Here is a 17,781-nt window from a genome sequence, read left to right as displayed (position 1 = left end):
AAATGACCACCACCACGAACGCCCCCCTGCACCCCACCCTGGCCCACGTCACGCAGCGCATCACCGAGCGCAGCGCCGCCACGCGCGCGACCTACCTCGCCGCCATGGCCGCGCAGCGCAAGAAAGGCACGCAGCGCACCGGCATGGGCTGCGCCAACATGGCCCACACCACGGCCGCGCTGCCCCTGGCCGACAAGCTCCAGATCCACGCCGAACGCGCGCCGCACCTGGGCATCGTCACCGCGTACAACGACATGCTCTCGGCGCACCAGCCCTACGAGACCTACCCGCAGAAGATCCGCGACCACGCGCACGGCCTGGGCGCCACGGTGCAGGTGGCCGGCGGCGTGCCCGCCATGTGCGACGGCATCACGCAGGGCGCGGCCGGCATGGAGCTCTCGCTGTTCTCGCGCGACGTGATCGCGCTCTCCACCGCCGTGGCGCTCTCGCACAACGTGTTCGACGCCACGCTCATGCTCGGCATCTGCGACAAGATCGTGCCCGGCCTGTTCATGGGCGCGCTGCAGTTCGGCCACCTGAGCACCGTGTTCGTGCCCGCCGGCCCCATGACCTCGGGCCTCTCGAACGACGCCAAGGCCAAGGTGCGCCAGCAGTACGCGCAAGGCCTGGTGGGCCGCGACGCGCTGCTCGAATCGGAGGCCCAGGCCTACCACAGCCCCGGCACCTGCACCTTCTACGGCACGGCCAACAGCAACCAGATGCTGATGGAGATCATGGGCCTGCACCTGCCCGGCGCCTCCTTCGTCAACCCCGGCACGCCGCTGCGCGAGGCGCTCACCCTGGGCGCGGTCAAGCGCGCGGTCGCGCAACACCGGCCGCACCGGCGAACCCGCGCTGAGCCTGGCCGACATCGTGACCGAGAAGACCCTGGTCAACGGCATCGTCGGCCTGCTGGCCACGGGCGGCTCGACCAACCACACGCTGCACCTCGTGGCGATGGCGCGCGCCGCCGGTGTGCTGATCGACTGGGACGATTTCGCCGAGCTCTCGCACGTGGTGCCGCTGCTGGCGCGCGTCTACCCCAACGGCAGCGCCGACGTGAACCACTTCCACGCGGCCGGCGGCATGGGCTACCTGATGCAGCAGCTGCTCGCCGCCGGCCTGCTGCATGCCGACGTGAACACCGTGATGGGCGCGGGCCTGGACAGCTACACGCGCGAGCCCTGGCTCGACAGCGGCCAGCTCGCCTGGCGCCCGGTGCCCGAACAGAGCGGCGACCTCTCGGTGCTGCGGCCGGTGAGCGAGCCCTTCAGCGCCGACGGTGGCCTGCGCCTGCTGCAGGGCAACCTGGGGCGCAGCGTGGTGAAGGTCTCGGCGGTCAAGCCCGAGCACCGCGTGGTGCGCGCCCAGGCCGTGGTGGTGAGCGACCAGCAGGACCTGCTGACCCTGTTCAACGAAGGCAAGCTGGAGCGCGACCTGATCGCCGTGGTGCGCTACCAGGGCCCGCGCGCCAACGGCATGCCCGAGCTGCACAAGCTCACGCCGCCGCTGGCCGTGCTGCAGGACAAGGGCTTCAAGGTGGCGCTGGTCACCGACGGCCGCATGTCCGGCGCCTCGGGCAAGGTGCCCGCGGCCATCCACCTCAGCCCCGAGGCCCTGTCCAACGGCCCGATCGCGCGCGTGCGCGACGGCGACTGGATCACGCTCGACTGCGAGCGCGGCGTGCTCGAACTCGAGGTCGATGCCCGCACCCTGGCCCGCCGCCGCATCAAACACCCCGACCTGAGCGCCAACGAACACGGCAGCGGGCGCGAACTGTTCGGCCTGTTCCGCGAAAATGCGGGCGCGGCCGAATCGGGCGCCTCGCCCCTGTTCGCCCCGCTGGCGGTGAACCGCCCCGTGGCCCCCGTTGCAACCCCCACCGCCTGAACCCAGACACCATGACGACCACCTGCTTCACCCGCCCTGCTTTCACCGCCCGTGTCGTGCCCGTCATCGTCCTGAGCGACGAGGCCCAGGCCGTGCCGCTGGCGCATGCGCTGCTCGAAGGCGGCATCGACGTGATGGAGATCACCCTGCGCTCGGGCGTCGCGCTGCGCGCCATCGAGGCCGTGGCGCGCGCCGTGCCCAAGATGCACCTGGGCGCCGGCACCGTCACGCGCGCGGCCGAGGTGACCCAGGTGGTGAACGCGGGCGCGAAGTTCGCCCTGTCGCCGGGCTGCTCCGACGCCCTGGTGGACGCGGTGAAGGCGGCCAGGCTGCCCTTCATTCCCGGCGTGATGACGCCCAGCGAGGTGATGCGCGCGCGCGACCACGGCTTCACGCTGATGAAGCTGTTTCCCGCCGCGCAGGCCGGCGGCATCGGCATGCTCAAGGCGCTGGGTGCGCCCCTGCCCGACGTGCGCTTCTGCCCCACCGGCGGCGTGAGCCCCGAGAACCTGCGCGAGATCCTGGCCCTGCCCAACGTGGCCATGGCCGGCGGCTCCTGGCTCACGCCCTCGGACGCGCTGCGCCAGGGCGACTGGAAACGCATCGCCCGCCTCGCGCGCGAAGCCACCACCCTGGCCACCGCCGTCTGACGCCACCGCACGTCACCGACCCATGACCCTGCCCACCACCCTGCCCGCCTGGGCCCAGCTGCAATCCCTGGCCGGGGCACCGCAGCCCCACCTGCGCGAGCTGCTGCCCGCCGACACCGGCCGCGCCGAGCGCATGGCGCTGCGCGCCGCCGGCATCACGCTGGACGCGAGCCGCCAGCGCGTCTCGCCCGCCATTCAGCAGGCGCTGCTGGCGCTGGCCGAGCAGGCCGGCGTGGCGGCCCAGCGCGACGCCATGTTCCGCGGCGAGCCCATCAACACCACCGAAGGCCGACCCGTGCTGCACGTGGCGCTGCGCGGCGACCCGCTGCACACCGGGCCCTGGGGCGCGGACGTGCAGAAGGCCGTGCAGGTCGAACTGGCCCGCGTCTGCGACTTCGCCGAAGCCCTGCGCGCGGGCACGGTGCGCGGGCACAGCGGCGAAGCCATCACCGACGTGGTGAACATCGGCATCGGCGGCTCCGACCTCGGCCCGCGCATGGCGGCCGACGCGCTGGCGCACCTGGCCCACCCGGGCGTGCGGGTGCACTACGTCTCCAACCCCGATGCCTGGGCGCTGTGGAGCGTGTTGCGTGGGCTGGACGCCGCGCGCACGCTGTTCATCGTCTCCAGCAAGACCTTCACCACGCAGGAAACGCTGACCAACGCCGCGAGCGCGCGGCGCTGGCTGAGCGACCACGGCTGCCCGGCCGACGCGCTGGGCCAGCACCTGGTGGCCATCACCGCCAGCCCGGCGCAGGCCGCGAAACTGGGCTACCCGGCCGAGCGCACCTTCCTGTTCTGGGACTGGGTGGGCGGGCGCTACTCCGTGTGGTCGGCGCTGGGCCTGCCGCTGGCGATTGCCATCGGCTCCGAGCATTTCCGCCTCTTCCTGGCCGGCGCTCGCGCCATGGACGAGCACTTCCGCACCACGCCGCTGGCGCAGAACCTGCCGGTGCAGCTGGCCCTGAACGGGATCTGGAACCGCAACTTCCTGGGCCTGCCCACGCAGCTGGTCGTGCCCTACGCCTCGCGCCTGGTGCGCTTCACGCCCTTCGTGCAGCAGATGGACATGGAGTCCAACGGCAAGCGCACGCACACCGACGGCACGCCCGCCACGGTGGACACCGGCCCCATCGTCTGGGGCGGGCTGGGCATCGACGGGCAACACGCCTACTTCCAGCTGATCCACCAGGGCCGGCACACCGTGCCGGTGGACTTCATCGGCGTGCAGAACGAAGACACGCCCCTGCCCCTGGCCGCGACGCACCACGAGGTGGTCAACCTCAACCTGCGCGCCCAGGCCGAGGCCATGGCGCGCGGGCGCTCGCTGGCCGACACGCAGGCGCTGCTGCAGAAGGACGGCATGAGCGAAGCCGATGCCCGGGCCATGGCGCCGCACCGCAGTTTCGAGGGCAACATCCCGAGCCACATCCTCTGGCTGGACCGCCTGGACCCGGCGCGCCTGGGTGCCCTGATCGCGCTCTACGAACACAAGGTGTTCACCCAGGCCGCGGTCTGGCGCATCAACGCTTTCGATCAGTGGGGCGTGGAGCTGGGCAAGACCATGGCCAAGGCGATGGAGCAGGCCGCCCGCTGAGCCTGGTGGCGACAACGGGCCGCAAGCGGGCCCCAAACCGTGCTTTGTCGCGCAAAAATGCGGCAAAAAATACCGTATCGGGTATAAACGCAAAAGTTCCCGAAAGGGCAGGCGCTATTCCATCAGGTTCGGCACACACGGACAGCATCCACCAGCATGCAAAGAGTCAAGACCTTCCTCAGCAGCCTGACGTCGATCCTCACGCCGAATTCGGAGTCCGCGCCCAAGGCGCCCGACCCGAGGGCGATGGTCCTGATCCAGAAATCGATGCTCCGCCTGCTGGGTGTGCGAGGCGCCGAACTCAATCCCCAGCTGGAACACCGCATCCGCTACGCCTCCAGCATCGAGGCCCTCTGGTTCCTGCGCGCCGACCTGGCCCAGGCCCTGTGCCTGCAACGCGACGAGTCCAGCGCCCTGGCCGCCGTCTCCGACCTCACGCCCCTCTTCGAAGGCAACGTCTCCAAGGCGCAGCTGCAGTCCTTCCAGCGCGGCCAGCGCCGCTGAATGACCCGCGTGGTTGCGTCAAGCGCGACCCGTGACGCCTGAAGCAACGCCCACCAGGGGCATCGAGGGTCCGGCTCTGCCGGCCCCAGGTGCCGTCCCCCTCCCAGCCGAAGGCGCCAGTGAGGGGGAAGCCACGAAGTGGCGCAGGGGGTGCCGCCTTCTTCACGCCAAGCCGCCGTTGGCGCGCAGCACCTGACCATTGACCCAACCGCCGGCCGGGCTCACCAGAAACCCCACCACCGAAGCGATGTCGCCCGGCTCGCCCAGCCGCTGCAGCGGCGGCATCTGGGCGTGCATCTGGATCTGCTCGGGCGTCTTGCCGTCGAAGAACAGCGCGGTGGCGCACCGGGCCGGGCGCCACCGCGTTGACCGTGATGCAGCGCCCGCGCAGCTCCTTGGCGAACACCTGGGTGAGCGACTCCACCGCCGCCTTGGAGGCGATGTACACGCTGTAGCCCGGCAGGTTCAGCGCCACCGTGGTGCTGGAGAAGTTGACGATGCGCCCGCCCTCGTTCAGCCGCGTGGCGGCCTCGCGCAGGGTGTTGAAGGTGCCGCGCACGTTGGTGTCGAAGGTGCGCTCGTACAGCGCATCGCTGGTCTGCGCCAGCGGCAACGTCTTGAGCACGCCGGCGTTGTTCACCAGCACGTCCACCGGGCCGAGTTCGCGCTCGGTGACGTCGAAGAGGGCCCGCACCTCCTCGGCCTTCGAGACGTCGGCCCGCACCGCGATGGCCCGGGCGCCGCCGGCGCGCAACTCGGCCACCAGGGCCTCGGCCTCGGGGGCGCTGTGGGCGTGGTTCACCACCACGGCGTATCCGTCGGCGGCCAGGCGGCGGGCCAGTTCGGCGCCGATGCCGCGCGAGGCGCCGGTGACGATGGCGACGGGGGAGGAGGCGTTGGAGCTCATGGGGTTTTTCCTGAAAGTTGAACGATGGCCCGATGATGGATCGTTCCCCCCGGAAGATCATTGCCTCGAAATTGGCAACATCATTCGAATTTCATCAACAATAACGCCCATGGACCGATTCCAGGAAATGCAGGTGTTCGTGCGCATCGCCGAGCGGGGCAGCTTCACGCAGGCGGCGGACGACCTGCAGCTGCCGCGCGCGACGGTGAGCAACCTGATCCAGCGGCTGGAGGCGCGCCTGGGCGTGCGCCTGCTGGAGCGCACCACGCGCACGGTGCGGCTCACGCCCGATGGCGAGGCCTACCGCCAGCGCTGCGTGGGCCTGCTGGCCGACCTCGAAGAAGCCGACGGCCTGTTCCGCCAGGCCGTGCCCAAGGGCCTGCTGCGCGTGAACCTGCAGGGCACGCTGGCGCGCCGCTTCGTCGTGCCCGCCCTGCCCGCCTTTCTCGCGCGGCACCCGCAGCTGGAACTGCAGATCGGCGAGGACGACCGCCTCGTCGACCTGGTGCGCGAAGGCGTGGACTGCGTGCTGCGCGCCGGCCAGCTGCGCGACTCGTCCCTGGTGGCGCGCCGGGTGGCGCTGCTGCCGCAGCTCACCTGCGCCAGCGCGAGCTATCTCGCGCAATTCGGCGAGCCTCGGACCCTGGCCGACCTGGCCGGCCACCGCGCGGTGAACTACCTCTCCAGCGCCACCGGCCAGGCCCTGCCGCTGGAGTTCACGGTGAACGGCGAAGTGCGCACGCTGAGCCTGAGCGGCCCGGTCTCGGTGACGGGGGCCGACGTCTACGCGGGCGCGGCGATCGCCGGCCTGGGCCTGGTGCAGGTGCCGCGCTACCGCGTGGCCGACGAACTGGCCTCGGGCCAGTTGCGCGAGGTGCTGGTGGACCTGCCACCGCCCCCGCTGCCGGTGTCGGTGCTGTACCCGCAGAACCGCCAGCTCTCCGTGCGCGTGCGCGCCTTCGCGCAGTGGCTGGGTGAGCTGTTCGAAACGCTCACCTGATCCCCCACTGCGTTAGCATCGCCCCCCATGAAACCCCAGGTGCAATTCCGCCTCCGCATCAAGCGCGGTGATGTCATCGCCATCGGCCCGGGCAAGGTGAGCCTGCTCGAAGCCATCGCGCGCACCGGCTCGATCTCGGCGGCCGGCCGGGAACTCAACATGTCGTACCGGCGCGCCTGGCTGTTGGTGGACGAAATCAACCGCTCGCTGACCGGGCCGGCCGTGTCCACGGCAGCCGGCGGGGCCAAGGGGGGCGGTACCTCGCTCACGCCCGTGGGCGAAGAGCTGGTGCGGCGCTACCGCGCCATCGAGGCCATCGCCCTGGCCGCGGCCTCGGCCGAGCTGCAGCAGCTCACCCGCCTGATCGCGCCCTGAAGCGGGCCGCCCTCAGGGCGCCTCGGCGCCGGGCGCCCCCTGCGCCAGCGTGAGGCTCAGGTCCTGGGCGTCCTGGGCCCCGAGCACGAAGGACAGGCTCACGTGCTCCGACAGCACCAGGGTGAGCGCCAGCTCGGTGCTGCCCGCCACGGGCTCGACCATCCATTCGCACACCCGCACGGCGCTGCGCAGTTCGGGCAGGCGGCTGAGCGCGCCGCGCACCGGCAACTCCTGCGAGACCAGGTGGCTCGGCAAGGCATTGAACACGGGCGCGCTGTGCGAGGCCTGCTGCGCGTGGGTGGGTCCGGTCATGGCGTGCTCCGAAAAAGAGGGTCAGGCTTTCGCTATATTTCTCAGTATATAACCAAGACCGCGCCCTGGCACCGGCAGGGCGTCGCCCGTATGCTCGGCCAGACAACGGAGATCCACATGAACATCGATTGGGCCCACTTCACGCCCTGGGCCTCGCTGGCCGGGGGCATTCTGATCGGCCTGGCGGCGGCCGCCTTCATCCTCATGAACGGCCGCGTGCTCGGCATCAGCGGCATCCTGGGCGGCCTGCTGCCGCCCCGGGCGGGCGACGCGGGCTGGCGCATCGCCTTCCTGCTCGGGGTCTTCAGCGCCCCCCTGCTCTACGGCTGGCTCGCGCCCGACGGCCTGCTGCGCGCGCCGCGCATCGACGCGGGCACCGGCCTGCTGGTGGCCGCGGGCTTGCTGGTGGGCCTGGGCACGCGCTACGGCTCGGGCTGCACCAGCGGCCACGGCGTGTGCGGGCTCTCGCGCCTGTCGCCGCGTTCGCTGGTGCGCACGCTGTGCTTCATGGCCGCGGGCTTCGCCGTCGTCTACGCCGTCCGCCACCTGCTCTGAGGAGACCCCACACCATGCAACGCATCATCGAATTTCTCGTCGGCCTGCTGTTCGGCCTGGGCCTGCTGCTCTCGGGCATGGCCGACCCGGCCAAGGTGCTGGGCTTCCTCGACCTGTTCGGCAGCTGGGACCCTTCGCTGGCCTTCGTGATGGCGGGCGCGATCGCGGTGGGCGTCTTCGCCTTCGCGCTGGCGAAGCGGCGCACCACCAGCTTCTTCGGCGACGCCATGCACCTGCCGAAAGCCACGCAGATCGACCGGCGCCTGGTGCTGGGCAGCCTGGTGTTCGGCGCGGGCTGGGGCCTGGCGGGCTTCTGCCCGGGCCCCGCGCTCGTGTCGATGGCCTCGGGCGAGTTCAAGGCCGCGGTGTTCGTCGCGGCCATGCTGGTGGGCATGCTGATGCACGGCTGGGCCGAGCGCCTGCTCGCCCGGCCGGCGGCGGCCGCCGCGCGCTGACGAACCCGGCTTACTTCGCGGCGCGCGCCTTGGCGACGGCGGCCTGCGTTTCCTTCCAAAGGTCTTCGCCCACGTTGGCGGCGATGCCCGAGTTCACGCCGGCGAGTTTTTCGCGCATGCGGTTGGCTTCGGCCGGCGAGAGCTGGTTGATCTGCATGCCCTTGCCCTTGAGGTCGGCCAGCGCCTTGTCGGCCTCGGCGCGCGTGTCCTGGCGCTCGAAGTCACGGCTCTTCCTGGCGGCGTCCAGCAGCACCTTGTGCTCGTCCTTGCTCAGGCCGTCCCAGTACTTCTTGCTCACCAGCACGATCCACGGGCTGTAGACGTGGTTGGTCACCGTGAGGTACTTCTGCACCTCGTAGAACTTGCTCGAGAGGATGGTGTTGTACGGGTTCTCCTGGCCGTCCACGGTCTTGGTCTCCAGCGCGGTGAACAGCTCGGAGAACGGCAGCGGCACGGCGTTGGCGCCCAGGGTCTTGAAGCTGTCGATGAACACGTTGTTCTGCATCACGCGCAGCTTGATGCCGTCCATGTCCTCGAGCTTGGTGACGGCGCGCTTGTTGTTGGTGAGGTTGCGGAAACCGTTCTCCCGATACACCAGGCCGACCAGGCCTTTTTCCTGCAGCTTGTCCATCACCTTCTGGCCCACCGGGCCGTCGAGCACCACGTCGGCTTCCTTGGCGTTGTCGAACAGGAAGGGCGTGTCCCAGATCGCCATTTCCTTGGTGATGCCCACCAGGGTGGCGGTGGAGCCCACCATCATTTCCTGCGCGCCGCCGATCAGCGCCTGCTGCATCTGCACGTCCGAGCCCAGCGCGGCGGCGCCGATGGCGCGGATCTTCATCTTGCCGCCCGAGGCCTTTTCGACCTCTTCGGCGAACAGCTTGGTGGCGCGGCCCTGGTTGGAGATTTCGTTGAGGCCGTAGCCGAAACGGATGATGCGCGGCTTGATGTCCTGCGCCCAGCTGGCGGCGAAGGGGGTGGCGAGCGCGGCGGCCGCGGTGGCGGCGATCAGGGTGCGGCGAAACAGGGTCATGGTTGTCTCCTTGGGGGTGGGTGAAGGGGAAGTGGCAAGGTCAGCGCATCCAGGCCACGGGCGCGGTGACGATCTGCGGGAACACGATGAACAGGCCGAGAACGATGAGGTAGGTGATCAGGAAGGGGTTCACGCCCTTGATGACCTGGTGCATGGGCAGGCGCCCGACCCCGGCCACCACGTTGAGCACGGTGCCCACCGGCGGCGTGACCAGGCCGATGGCGCCGTTGAGCACGAACATCAGCCCGAAGTACACCGGGTCGATGCCCGCCTTCACGGCGATGGGCAGCATCACCGGCGCGAAGATCAGGATGGTGGGCGTGAGGTCCAGCGCGGTGCCGATCGCCACCAGCACCAGCATCATCACCACCATCAGCACGCGCGGGTGTTCCACCAGCGGGCCCAGCCAGCCGGTGAGCGTGGATGGCAGGTCGGCCAGCGTGATCATGTAGCTGGCCACGGCGGCGCCGGCGCACAGGAACATCACCACCGAGGTGGTGCTCGCGGCGCGCACCAGCGCGCTGTACAGCTCGGGCAGGCGCATCTCGCGGTGCACGAAGAGCGCGATCACCAGCGCGTAGAACGCGGCCACCACGGCGGCCTCGGTGGGCGTGAAGATGCCGCTCTTCATGCCGCCGATGATGATCACCGGCATCACCAGCGCCCAGACCGCGCGGCCCGTGAGGCGCAGGCGCTCGGCCATGGGCACCGGCGGCGAGCTGGTCAGCGTCATCTTGCGCAGCACCACGCGCCAGGCCACCACCAGCGCCACGCCCATCACCAGGCCGGGCACGATGCCCGAGATGAACAGGGCCGAGATCGAGGTGTTGGTGGTCACGCCGTAGATCACGAAAGCCATGGACGGCGGGATGATCGGCCCGATGACGCTGCCGGCGGCGATGAGCCCGGCCGACGAGGCCACCGGGTAGCCGTGCTTGCGCATCATGGGCAGCAGGATGGCGGACATCGCCGCCGCGTCGGCCAGCGCCGAGCCCGACATGGCCGAGAGCAGCACCGCCGCACCGATCGCCACATACCCCAGCCCGCCGCGCACGTGGCCGACCCAGGCCTGCGCCATGTCGATGATGCGCTTGCTGATGCCGCCCGAGTTCATGAGCTCGCCGGCCAGGATGAAGAAGGGCACGGCCAGCAGCGGGAAGCTGTCGATGCCGGCCACCATGTTCTGCGCCAGCAGCTGGGTGTCCCAGAAATCCATCACCCAGGCCATGGCGGCCCCCGTGAGCAGCAGCGCGAAGGCCATGTTCATGCCGATGCCCATGAGCACCAGCATGCCGGCGATGAAGACCACGAAGGCCAATGCTTCAACGCTCATCGTGTCACTCCATGTCCACCGCGTGGCCCAGGTCGAGCGGCGTGCGGCGCACGATCTCGACCAGCACCATGGCGCCGATGGCCAGCGCGCACAGCAACGCCGGCAGGGGCAACAAGGCCACGGGGTAGCCCAGCACCACGGAGTGGCTGTCCATGCCCACCACCACCTGCTGCCACGCGCCCCGACCCAGCAGCACGCAGGCCAGCAGCACCAGCCCGCGGATGGCCAGCGTGGCGAAGGCGAATGCGCGCGGGCGATCGCGCAACGAGCCGACCAGGCTGGTGAAGGCCATGTGCTGGCCCAGCGGGTAGGCGGCGGTCGCGCCCAGGAACACCATCCACACGAACAGCAGGCGCGAGAGTTCTTCGGTGGCGTTGATGCCGCTGTCGAAGCCGTAGCGCAGCACCACGTTGGCGAACACGCAGACCACCATGCCCGCCAGGCACAGCGCGAGCAGGGCCTCGGCCCCGTGTTTCAAGACTTGCGATGGTTTCATGAGCGAAGCTCCAGGGAATGGGAGGTGGCGTTGCCGTGCACCCAATGCACCACGGCCTCACCGAGTTCGGCCAGCGGGCGCGTGGCGTCCAGCGGCAGCACGCCGGGTTCGCGGCGCGGGTCTTCCAGCGTGGCGAACTGGCTGGCCACGAGGCTCACCGGGAACAGGTGGGCCGGGCGCGCGGCCACGCGCTCGCGCGCCTGCTCCTGCGTGAGTTCGAGAAACACGAAGCGCAGGCCGGGCACGGCGGCGCGCAGGCGGTCGCGGTAGCGCAGCTTGAGGGCCGAACAGGTCAGCACCACGCCCTCGGCATGGGCCTGCAGCTGCTCGGCCAGGGTGTCGAGCCAGGCCGCGCGGTCGTCGTCGCTCAGGGGGATGCCGCCGCGCATCTTGGCGACGTTGCTGGCGGAGTGGAAATCGTCTCCCTCCAGCAAGGGCACGCCCAGCGTCCGGGCGCATAACTGGCCCAGGCTGGACTTGCCGCAACCCGCCACGCCCATGACGACGAGGGAGGTGTTCGGGGGCGATGCATTCATTTGGTAGCGCTGTCCCAACAAGGTGAAAAAGAAAACCGGTCCTCATGTCCGACCGTGCCCGCCTTCCTGGCTGGGACTTTGGTCGGCCTGTGGCACGATTCAGGGTAAATTCGGGTGTCCATGGCCTTGGACAGCGCTATCCTAACGCCAGGCTCACCGCCTCCAACACCGGGAAAACCCTTGGAACCGACCGAACGCAAGCGCCGCCACAGCGGCCGCACCACCCTCAGCGACGTGGCCCGCGCGGCCGACGTGAGCCCCATCACCGCCTCGCGCGCGCTGCGCGGCGAGCGCAGCGTGGCGGCCGAGCTGGTGGAGCGCGTCAAGCTCGCCGCCGAGCAGCTGGGCTATGTGCCCGACCCGGCGGCGCGCGCCCTCGCCTCCCAGCGCAGCACGCAGGTGCCGGTGCTGGTGCCGCTGCTGTCCAACGCGCTCTTCGTCGATGTGCTGGAGGCCGTGCACCGCACCCTGCTGCCACACGGCTACCAGACCCTGATCGGCGTGACGCACTACGAGCCGCGCGAGGAAGAGCAATTGCTGCGCAGCTACCTGGCGCACCGGCCGGCGGGCCTGCTGCTCACTGGCTTCGACCGCACCGAGGCCGCGCGCCAGCTCATCGCCGGCAGCGGCGTGCCCTGCGTGCACCTGATGGAATTGACGCAGGCACCGGGCGTCTACTGCGTGGGCTTCTCGCAGGTCGAGGCGGGCCACGCGATCACCGAGCACCTGGTGCAGCGCGGCCGCCGGCGCATCGCCTTCGTGGCCGCGCAGCTGGACCCACGCACCATGCAGCGCGCCGAGGGCTACCGCCGCTGCCTGCGCCAGCACGGCCTGTACGACGCGAAGCTGGAGCTGCTGAGCCCGCAGCCCTCGTCCATGCAACTGGGCGGTGAACTGCTCGAAGACCTGCTGCGCACCCGCCCCGAGGTGGACGCGGTGTTCTTCTGCAACGACGACCTGGCCCAGGGCGGCCTGCTGTGCGCGCTGCGCCTGAAGATCGAGGTGCCCGCGCGCATCGCGGTGGCGGGCTTCAACGACCTCTCGGGCAGCGACCAGATGGTGCCGCCGCTGACCACGGTGCGCACGCCGCGCCGCGCCATCGGCGAGGCCAGCGCGCAGATGCTGCTGAGCCTGATGCGCGGCGAGCTGCCGCCCAAGCCTTCGCTGGACCTGGGCTTCGAGCCCCTGATCCGCGGCAGCAGCTGAGCCCGATCAAACCGGGAAACGATCGGCGTAGTCGACCTCGAGCCGCGAGTGCAACCGCCAGTAGCGCGGCGCCTCGCGGCCCCGCATGCGCGCGACCAACAGATCGAGGTGCGCATGCCATCCGGCCGACACGCTCAGCACATCGTCGCGGCTGGGCAAACGCTGGTGCGTGATCACGAGCCGCACACCGCCCCCGACTTCACGCAGCTCGTACTGAACCTCGCCCTGCCCGCCCCAGGTGTGGGCCAACCGATGCGGTGGCTCGCACACCGTGACCTGTCCCAGCAGTTCCGCGCAGGCCGCCATGTCCGCGTATTTCGGTGGCGCGGGGTCGTCGGCATGCGTCAGCTCCTTGTGGCGGAACGTCAATGCCACCCGGCCGCCCACCTGCAGGTCCATCGCGCCGCCGGCCAGCCACTGGGCGCGCTTGTCCTCTTCGGTGATCCAGGCCCACGCCCGCTCGATGGGGCCGGGCAGCAGGCGTTCGATGCGCACCGTGTCGGGGGCGGTGAGCACGCCGTAATCGTCGTCCTTCATGGTTTTCTCCTTGGGTTGCGGGGTGCCCGCGGTTGCCGGGCCTTGTCCTCGGCTTTGAGCAAGGCTTCGAGCACATCGACGCGCTGCTGCCAGAACCGCTCGTAGTGGCGAATCCACTCGAGCCCGGCGTGCATCGGTGCGGCGTTCAACTGGCAGAGGTGGGTGCGTCCGGTGATGGTGCGCTGAATCAACCCGGCCCGTTCGAGCACCTGGATGTGCTTGGATGCCGCGGCCAGCGAAATGTCGAACGGCGCCGCGAGCTCGCCCACGGGCAGGGGCTGCGAGGACAGCGCGGCCAGCATGGCACGCCGGGTCGGATCGGCCAGGGCGCGAAACACGGCGTCGAGTTGGGGCGCTTGATATTCAACCATGAAGTTGAATATATACGCCACCCGAACAACTGTCAACCGAATGATTGAATGTTTTTTCCGCCGTCCCCTGGCGGTAAGCTCCGCGTCGAAGACACCACCCGGAGACCCCATGCCCGCCTATCTCTACGGCAACATCGACATCACCGACCCGACCCTCTACGAGGAATACCGCCGCGAGGTGCCCGCCGTGATCGCCGCGCACGGCGGCCGTTACCTGGTGCGCGGCGGCGCGGTGAAGGTGCTCGAAGGCCACGGCGTGCCGAACCGCCAGGTGATCCTCGAATTCCCCGACATGGCGCGGCTCGAGGCCTTCTACCACTCGCCCGAGTACCAGCGCCTGGTGGCGATCCGGCAGCGCGCCGCCAGCGGCACGCTGTTCGCCATCGAAGGCTACTGAGCCGGCGGGTCCTGCGCCGGGGCGGCGGCGCCCATCACGCTGTACCAGTCGACCTTGCGCGTCGCAACCATGATGGCGGCCAGCACGCCGAACAGCAGCAGCGAGCCCATCATCAGCGCGTTGTCCTCCGAGATCAGGATGCCGTAGAGCACGCCATAGAGCGCCACCAGCAGGCCGCTCATGAGCAGGCCCGGCGTCCAGCCGCCCAGCACGTGGCGCAGGTAGTGCGCCAGCAGGCCGATGCAGGCCGCGCTGGCCACGAGGTAGGCCCAGACGAAGTCCAGGTGCTCGGCGATCGACAGCAGCAGCAGGAAGAACAGCACCAGCGCGGCGCCGATCATCAGGTACTGCATGGGGTGGATGCGCCAGCGCTTCACCATCTCCAGCACGAAGAAGGCGGCGAAGGTGAGCACGATGAACATCATCCCGTACTTGGTCGCGCGCTCCGTCATGCGGTAGACGTCCACCGGGTTGCCGAGCGAGACGGAAAAGCTCTCGGGCGCGCGCCGCTGCTCGCCGCCCTGCTGTACGAACTGCTGCTGCGCCTGGGTCGAGAGCGACGGCACGCTCCACGCGGCCTCGAAGCCCGAGGCGCTCACGCTGCGCGTGCGCGGCAGGAAGTCGCCGTCGAAGCTCGGGTGCGGCCAGCTCGATTGCAGCTGCACGCGGTTCTCGTCGGCCAGCGGCACCCAGCCGATGCGGCCCGTGCCCGCGAGTTCGAGCTGCAGTTCGAAGGGCAGCACCGCGCCGGGCCGCAGCTGGGCGACGTCGAGCGAGGCAGCCAGCGGCAGGGGCAGCCGCTGCGCGGCCGGCCCGGGCGCCACGGCCAGCGGGCGGCCGTCGACCTTGAGCTGGGGCGCGTTAAGCAGGCCGCGCAAATCGCTCACGCCCATGAGCAGGCGTGGCTGGCCCAGGCTGATCTGGCCGTTCTTCTCGCGCGGTTCGACCTCGGTCCACACGAAGCGGCCGCTGCTCCGGTTCACGCTGGTGTAGACCGTGATCGGGAAGACGCCGCGCCAGCGCGTCTCGGTCGCGAGCTGGCTGCGGGTCTCCATCACCGTGGGAAAGCGGATCACCGCGTGCGACTGCGTCACACGCTCCTCGCGCGTGTGGCCGGTCTCGCCCACGCTCACGGTGCGCGTGAAGGTCTCGGTGTAGGGCACGTACAGCACCGGCCCGGTGAGGGTCTGCGCGCCGGCGTGCGCGCGCGCCACCTCCTCGGTGGCGGTTTCGCGGTTCTGGCTGCGCTCCTGGATCAGGTCGCGCACCATCAGGAGGGGAATCGAGAGCAGCAGCATCAGCAGGCCGATGACCAGGACTTTGCTCAGCAGGGGGTATTTGTTCAAGTCGGGCTCCGTGGTGAGAACCCGGCCAGTCTGGCCCCGCCGTGCGAAGCGGCCGTGCGCTGCAGCAGCGTTTTGTGCAGTGGGTGTGAAACCCTCAGGCCGGCAGGCGCCAGCGGGCGATGCAGCCGTCGGGCGAGGACACGTTCTCCACCACCACCTGGCCGCCATGCAGGTCGCTCACCTCCTTGACCAGGCACAGGCCCAGGCCCGAGCCCTTGTCCTGCCCCTCGCCGCGCGGCAGCGAATAGAAACGCTCGAACAGGCGGTCGCGCGCGTAGTCGGGAATGCCCGGCCCCTGGTCGCGCACCGACCACTCCAGCTGGCCACCGTCCTTGTGCAGGCGCAGCCACAACTCGCCCTGCGGCGGCGAAAAGTCGATCGCGTTGTCCAGCAGGTTCTGCAAGGCCTGGCCGATGAGGAAGGCATCGCCCTGCACCACCAGGCCCTGCCCGAGTTCGTCGCGCACGCGCAGCGACTTGCGGCGCAGGCGCGGCTCGAGCCGCTGCAGCAGCTCGCGCGTGAGCGCGCTCAGGTCCACCGGCTCGCGCGTGCCCAGGCCTTGCATCTGCTCCACGTGGGCCAGTTGCAGCAGCTTGTCCACCAGCAGGTGCAGGCGCTCGGCCTGCCGTTGCACGTTGCCGGCGAAGCGCTGCCGGTCGGGCGCGGGCAGGTCTTCCTGCAGCAGCTCCGCCGCGCCCCGGATCGCGGCCAGCGGGCTCTTGAGCTCGTGCGTGAGTGTGTGCACGTAGCTCTCCACATAAGCCTTGTCCTCCAGCTTGAGCCGCATGCGCTCCAGCGCGCCCGCCAGGTCGGTGAACTCGGTGCTGCCGCTCAGGCGACCGAGCACCGGCAGCGGCACGCGCTCGCCGCGCGAGACCGCGTTCGCATAGCCGCGCAGGCGCGAGAGCGAGCTCGCGATCCACCAGCTGAACAGCAGGCCGATGAGCAGGGACAGGCCCAGCAGCGCCCAGGACCAGCGCAGGATGCGCTGCTCGCTGCGGTCGATGTAGGGCTGCAGGCGCTGGTTGGGGCGCGAGACGGTGAGCACGCCGATGACGCGGTCGCCATCGCGGATCGGCGCGGCCACGTGCATCACCGTGTTGTCGGGGTCGTCCGGACTGGCGGGGCTGGAGCGCGCGCCGTACTCGCCGCGCAGCGTGCGCACCACGTCGTTCCAGCGCGAATGGTCCTGGCCGATGGCCTCGGGCTGCGTGTCGAAGCGCACGATGCCTTCGGTATCGGTGATGGTGATGCGGTAGTCGATGCGGTCCTTGCGAAAGCCCCCGATGTTGGCGCCGGGCCGCGCGGTGTCCAGGCCCTGCAGCGAGCGGGCGAAGAAACCCTCGGCGATGGTGCCGGCCTTCATGTCGGGCGTCGCCAGTTGCGCCAGCGTGTAGGCCGCGTCGATCAGGCTGTCCTCCATCGGCCAGGCGGGTGCCGGGCTTGACCTCGTCCAGCAGCACGCGCAGCACCACGAACAGCGCCAGGCCCAGCACCAGGAAGAACCCAATGAGCAGGCGCAGGCCGATGCGCATTCAGGGCAACCGCAGCGAGTAACCCATGTGGCGGTGGGTCTGGATCACGTCCGCCACCAGGCCGCGCTCGCGCAGCTTGGCGCGCAGCAGCTTGATGTGCGCGTCCACGGTGCGGTCGGAGGTGTGCGGGGCCCCGCCCCAGACCAGGTCCATGAGCTCGGTGCGCGAGAAGATGCGCTGCGGCCGCCGCAGCAGCGTCGCCAGCAGCAGGAACTCGTAGCGCGTGAGCGCCAGCAGTTCGCCCTCGCAGGCGATGCGCTGCGCCTTCTCGTCCAGCGTGAGCAGGCCCGGGGCCACCGGGGTGGGCGCGGGCACGGCGGCCGGGGCGCCACCGGCCGCGCTGCGGCGCAGGATGGCGCGCACGCGGGCGCACACCTCGCGCGGCGAGAACGGTTTGACCACATAGTCGTCGGCCCCCAGCTCCAGGCCCAGCACGCGGTCGATCTCCTCGTGGCGCGCGGTCAGGAACACGATGGGCAGCTCGCTGGTCTTGCGGATCGCGCGGCACACGTCGAAGCCGTTGCCATCGGGCACGCCCACGTCCAGGATGGCGAGGTCCGGCGGTGCTTCTTCGAAGGCCGACAGTGCCTCGCGCGCCAGCCCCACGTGCCGCACCTCGAAGCCCTCGCTCTGCAGCGCGTACAGCAAGGTGTCGGCGATGGCCTGTTCGTCTTCCAGCAGCAGGATGCGCTTGCGCATGGTGTAGAGGGGGCTTTCGGATGGAGCGGGCCATCTTAACCAAGGCC

The 17,781-nt window shown here is 70.1% G+C and carries 19 protein-coding genes and 2 pseudogenes; 10 read left to right on the top strand and 11 right to left on the bottom strand.

Annotated elements, in window-relative coordinates:
* Nucleotides 1-2: 2 nt before the first annotated feature.
* The 4 genes and pseudogenes from edd (at nt 3) to ACFJI0_RS06250 (ending at nt 4,641) form a co-directional block, all read left to right on the top strand.
* Nucleotides 3-1,890 (top strand): annotated as a pseudogene (edd, locus tag ACFJI0_RS06265) (phosphogluconate dehydratase).
* 11 nt (nt 1,891-1,901) lie between these two features.
* Nucleotides 1,902-2,540: a bifunctional 4-hydroxy-2-oxoglutarate aldolase/2-dehydro-3-deoxy-phosphogluconate aldolase gene (eda, locus tag ACFJI0_RS06260; RefSeq protein WP_382159385.1), complete on the top strand. Its 639-nt coding sequence runs from the start codon at nt 1,902-1,904 to the stop codon at nt 2,538-2,540.
* A gap of 22 nt (nt 2,541-2,562) precedes the next feature.
* A complete protein-coding gene (gene pgi / locus ACFJI0_RS06255) occupies nt 2,563-4,137 on the top strand; it encodes a glucose-6-phosphate isomerase (RefSeq protein ID WP_382323812.1) in 1,575 nt (524 codons plus the stop codon).
* A gap of 156 nt (nt 4,138-4,293) precedes the next feature.
* Nucleotides 4,294-4,641, top strand: a complete 348-nt coding sequence (locus tag ACFJI0_RS06250; RefSeq protein WP_291113075.1) for a hypothetical protein — start codon at nt 4,294-4,296, stop codon at nt 4,639-4,641.
* A gap of 162 nt (nt 4,642-4,803) precedes the next feature.
* Here the strand turns inward: ACFJI0_RS06250 and ACFJI0_RS06245 are convergent.
* Nucleotides 4,804-5,470: pseudogene (locus ACFJI0_RS06245) on the bottom strand (SDR family oxidoreductase).
* 187 nt (nt 5,471-5,657) lie between these two features.
* Here ACFJI0_RS06245 and ACFJI0_RS06240 point away from each other — a divergent pair.
* Nucleotides 5,658-6,548 carry a LysR family transcriptional regulator gene (locus tag ACFJI0_RS06240; RefSeq protein ID WP_382323811.1) on the top strand — a complete coding sequence of 297 codons (891 nt, stop codon included), beginning with the start codon at nt 5,658-5,660 and terminating at the stop codon, nt 6,546-6,548.
* Nucleotides 6,549-6,575: 27 nt separating this feature from the next.
* Nucleotides 6,576-6,923: a winged helix-turn-helix domain-containing protein gene (locus tag ACFJI0_RS06235; RefSeq protein WP_382159393.1), complete on the top strand. Its 348-nt coding sequence runs from the start codon at nt 6,576-6,578 to the stop codon at nt 6,921-6,923.
* 12 nt (nt 6,924-6,935) lie between these two features.
* Here the strand turns inward: ACFJI0_RS06235 and ACFJI0_RS06230 are convergent, their stop codons facing one another.
* On the bottom strand, nt 6,936-7,235 hold the full coding sequence (locus tag ACFJI0_RS06230; protein WP_382323810.1) for a hypothetical protein: 300 nt from the start codon (nt 7,233-7,235) through the stop codon (nt 6,936-6,938).
* A gap of 117 nt (nt 7,236-7,352) precedes the next feature.
* Between ACFJI0_RS06230 and ACFJI0_RS06225 the strand changes: the two genes are divergently transcribed.
* Entirely contained in the window at nt 7,353-7,790 is a 438-nt protein-coding gene (locus tag ACFJI0_RS06225) for a YeeE/YedE family protein (RefSeq protein WP_382323809.1), read from the top strand.
* 14 nt (nt 7,791-7,804) lie between these two features.
* Nucleotides 7,805-8,245, top strand: a complete 441-nt coding sequence (locus tag ACFJI0_RS06220) for a DUF6691 family protein (protein WP_382159397.1) — start codon at nt 7,805-7,807, stop codon at nt 8,243-8,245.
* A gap of 10 nt (nt 8,246-8,255) precedes the next feature.
* Here ACFJI0_RS06220 and ACFJI0_RS06215 read toward each other — a convergent pair whose 3' ends face one another.
* The 4 genes from ACFJI0_RS06215 to ACFJI0_RS06200 are packed head-to-tail and all read right to left on the bottom strand — an operon-like array spanning nt 8,256 to nt 11,643.
* Nucleotides 8,256-9,278: a TRAP transporter substrate-binding protein gene (locus ACFJI0_RS06215; protein WP_382323808.1), complete on the bottom strand. Its 1,023-nt coding sequence runs from the start codon at nt 9,276-9,278 to the stop codon at nt 8,256-8,258.
* Between the two features lie 40 nt (nt 9,279-9,318).
* Entirely contained in the window at nt 9,319-10,611 is a 1,293-nt protein-coding gene (locus ACFJI0_RS06210; protein WP_291113066.1) for a TRAP transporter large permease subunit, read from the bottom strand.
* A 4-nt stretch (nt 10,612-10,615) separates the two neighbouring features.
* Nucleotides 10,616-11,107: a TRAP transporter small permease subunit gene (locus ACFJI0_RS06205; protein ID WP_382159401.1), complete on the bottom strand. Its 492-nt coding sequence runs from the start codon at nt 11,105-11,107 to the stop codon at nt 10,616-10,618.
* Nucleotides 11,104-11,643, bottom strand: a complete 540-nt coding sequence (locus ACFJI0_RS06200; RefSeq protein ID WP_382323807.1) for a gluconokinase — start codon at nt 11,641-11,643, stop codon at nt 11,104-11,106. Before ACFJI0_RS06200 ends, ACFJI0_RS06205 begins: the two co-directional genes overlap by 4 nt.
* A gap of 120 nt (nt 11,644-11,763) precedes the next feature.
* On the opposite strand from ACFJI0_RS06200, the gene ACFJI0_RS06195 reads away from it, so the two are divergent.
* Nucleotides 11,764-12,849 (top strand): LacI family DNA-binding transcriptional regulator, encoded by a 1,086-nt coding sequence (locus ACFJI0_RS06195; RefSeq protein WP_382323806.1) that lies wholly within the window; start codon nt 11,764-11,766, stop codon nt 12,847-12,849.
* A 6-nt stretch (nt 12,850-12,855) separates the two neighbouring features.
* Here ACFJI0_RS06195 and ACFJI0_RS06190 read toward each other — a convergent pair whose 3' ends face one another.
* The gene (locus tag ACFJI0_RS06190) at nt 12,856-13,386 is read right to left on the bottom strand and encodes an SRPBCC family protein (protein ID WP_382323805.1); all 531 of its coding nucleotides are present in this window, start codon (nt 13,384-13,386) and stop codon (nt 12,856-12,858) included.
* On the bottom strand, nt 13,383-13,757 hold the full coding sequence (locus ACFJI0_RS06185) for an ArsR/SmtB family transcription factor (RefSeq protein ID WP_382325543.1): 375 nt from the start codon (nt 13,755-13,757) through the stop codon (nt 13,383-13,385). The genes ACFJI0_RS06190 and ACFJI0_RS06185 overlap by 4 nt, the downstream gene beginning before the upstream one ends.
* A 109-nt stretch (nt 13,758-13,866) precedes the next feature.
* Between ACFJI0_RS06185 and ACFJI0_RS06180 the strand changes: the two genes are divergently transcribed.
* On the top strand, nt 13,867-14,154 hold the full coding sequence (locus tag ACFJI0_RS06180; protein WP_382323804.1) for a DUF1330 domain-containing protein: 288 nt from the start codon (nt 13,867-13,869) through the stop codon (nt 14,152-14,154).
* Here the strand turns inward: ACFJI0_RS06180 and creD are convergent.
* From creD to creB, 3 genes are all read right to left on the bottom strand, one after another.
* Entirely contained in the window at nt 14,148-15,500 is a 1,353-nt protein-coding gene (gene creD, locus ACFJI0_RS06175) for a cell envelope integrity protein CreD (protein WP_382323803.1), read from the bottom strand. The two genes, ACFJI0_RS06180 and creD, sit on opposite strands and share 7 nt — an antisense overlap.
* 94 nt (nt 15,501-15,594) lie before the next feature.
* The gene (gene creC / locus ACFJI0_RS06170; protein WP_382323802.1) at nt 15,595-16,923 is read right to left on the bottom strand and encodes a two-component system sensor histidine kinase CreC; all 1,329 of its coding nucleotides are present in this window, start codon (nt 16,921-16,923) and stop codon (nt 15,595-15,597) included.
* Between the two features lie 112 nt (nt 16,924-17,035).
* Complete coding sequence (gene creB, locus ACFJI0_RS06165) at nt 17,036-17,734, bottom strand: two-component system response regulator CreB (RefSeq protein ID WP_382323801.1); 699 nt, start codon at nt 17,732-17,734, stop codon at nt 17,036-17,038.
* Nucleotides 17,735-17,781 lie beyond the last annotated feature (47 nt).

The organism is Hydrogenophaga sp. UC242_53 (assembly GCF_042696965.1).
GTDB lineage: Bacteria > Pseudomonadota > Gammaproteobacteria > Burkholderiales > Burkholderiaceae_C > Hydrogenophaga.
This window is presented reverse-complemented; position numbering and strand designations above follow the sequence as displayed.

What these genes read in the sequence shown, in the direction of transcription:
- eda (WP_382159385.1), top strand. Translation starts at nt 1,902, where the DNA reads ATGACGACCACCTGCTTCACCCGCCCTGCTTTCACCGCCCGTGTCGTG.
- ACFJI0_RS06250 (WP_291113075.1), top strand. Translation starts at nt 4,294, where the DNA reads ATGCAAAGAGTCAAGACCTTCCTCAGCAGCCTGACGTCGATCCTCACG.
- ACFJI0_RS06200 (WP_382323807.1), bottom strand. Translation starts at nt 11,643, where the DNA reads ATGAATGCATCGCCCCCGAACACCTCCCTCGTCGTCATGGGCGTGGCG.
- ACFJI0_RS06240 (WP_382323811.1), top strand. Translation starts at nt 5,658, where the DNA reads ATGGACCGATTCCAGGAAATGCAGGTGTTCGTGCGCATCGCCGAGCGG.
- ACFJI0_RS06210 (WP_291113066.1), bottom strand. Translation starts at nt 10,611, where the DNA reads ATGAGCGTTGAAGCATTGGCCTTCGTGGTCTTCATCGCCGGCATGCTG.
- pgi (WP_382323812.1), top strand. Translation starts at nt 2,563, where the DNA reads ATGACCCTGCCCACCACCCTGCCCGCCTGGGCCCAGCTGCAATCCCTG.
- ACFJI0_RS06205 (WP_382159401.1), bottom strand. Translation starts at nt 11,107, where the DNA reads ATGAAACCATCGCAAGTCTTGAAACACGGGGCCGAGGCCCTGCTCGCG.
- ACFJI0_RS06190 (WP_382323805.1), bottom strand. Translation starts at nt 13,386, where the DNA reads ATGAAGGACGACGATTACGGCGTGCTCACCGCCCCCGACACGGTGCGC.
- creB (WP_382323801.1), bottom strand. Translation starts at nt 17,734, where the DNA reads ATGCGCAAGCGCATCCTGCTGCTGGAAGACGAACAGGCCATCGCCGAC.
- ACFJI0_RS06180 (WP_382323804.1), top strand. Translation starts at nt 13,867, where the DNA reads ATGCCCGCCTATCTCTACGGCAACATCGACATCACCGACCCGACCCTC.
- ACFJI0_RS06230 (WP_382323810.1), bottom strand. Translation starts at nt 7,235, where the DNA reads ATGACCGGACCCACCCACGCGCAGCAGGCCTCGCACAGCGCGCCCGTG.
- creC (WP_382323802.1), bottom strand. Translation starts at nt 16,923, where the DNA reads ATGGAGGACAGCCTGATCGACGCGGCCTACACGCTGGCGCAACTGGCG.
- ACFJI0_RS06220 (WP_382159397.1), top strand. Translation starts at nt 7,805, where the DNA reads ATGCAACGCATCATCGAATTTCTCGTCGGCCTGCTGTTCGGCCTGGGC.
- ACFJI0_RS06235 (WP_382159393.1), top strand. Translation starts at nt 6,576, where the DNA reads ATGAAACCCCAGGTGCAATTCCGCCTCCGCATCAAGCGCGGTGATGTC.
- ACFJI0_RS06195 (WP_382323806.1), top strand. Translation starts at nt 11,764, where the DNA reads ATGGCCTTGGACAGCGCTATCCTAACGCCAGGCTCACCGCCTCCAACA.
- ACFJI0_RS06185 (WP_382325543.1), bottom strand. Translation starts at nt 13,757, where the DNA reads ATGGTTGAATATCAAGCGCCCCAACTCGACGCCGTGTTTCGCGCCCTG.
- ACFJI0_RS06225 (WP_382323809.1), top strand. Translation starts at nt 7,353, where the DNA reads ATGAACATCGATTGGGCCCACTTCACGCCCTGGGCCTCGCTGGCCGGG.
- ACFJI0_RS06215 (WP_382323808.1), bottom strand. Translation starts at nt 9,278, where the DNA reads ATGACCCTGTTTCGCCGCACCCTGATCGCCGCCACCGCGGCCGCCGCG.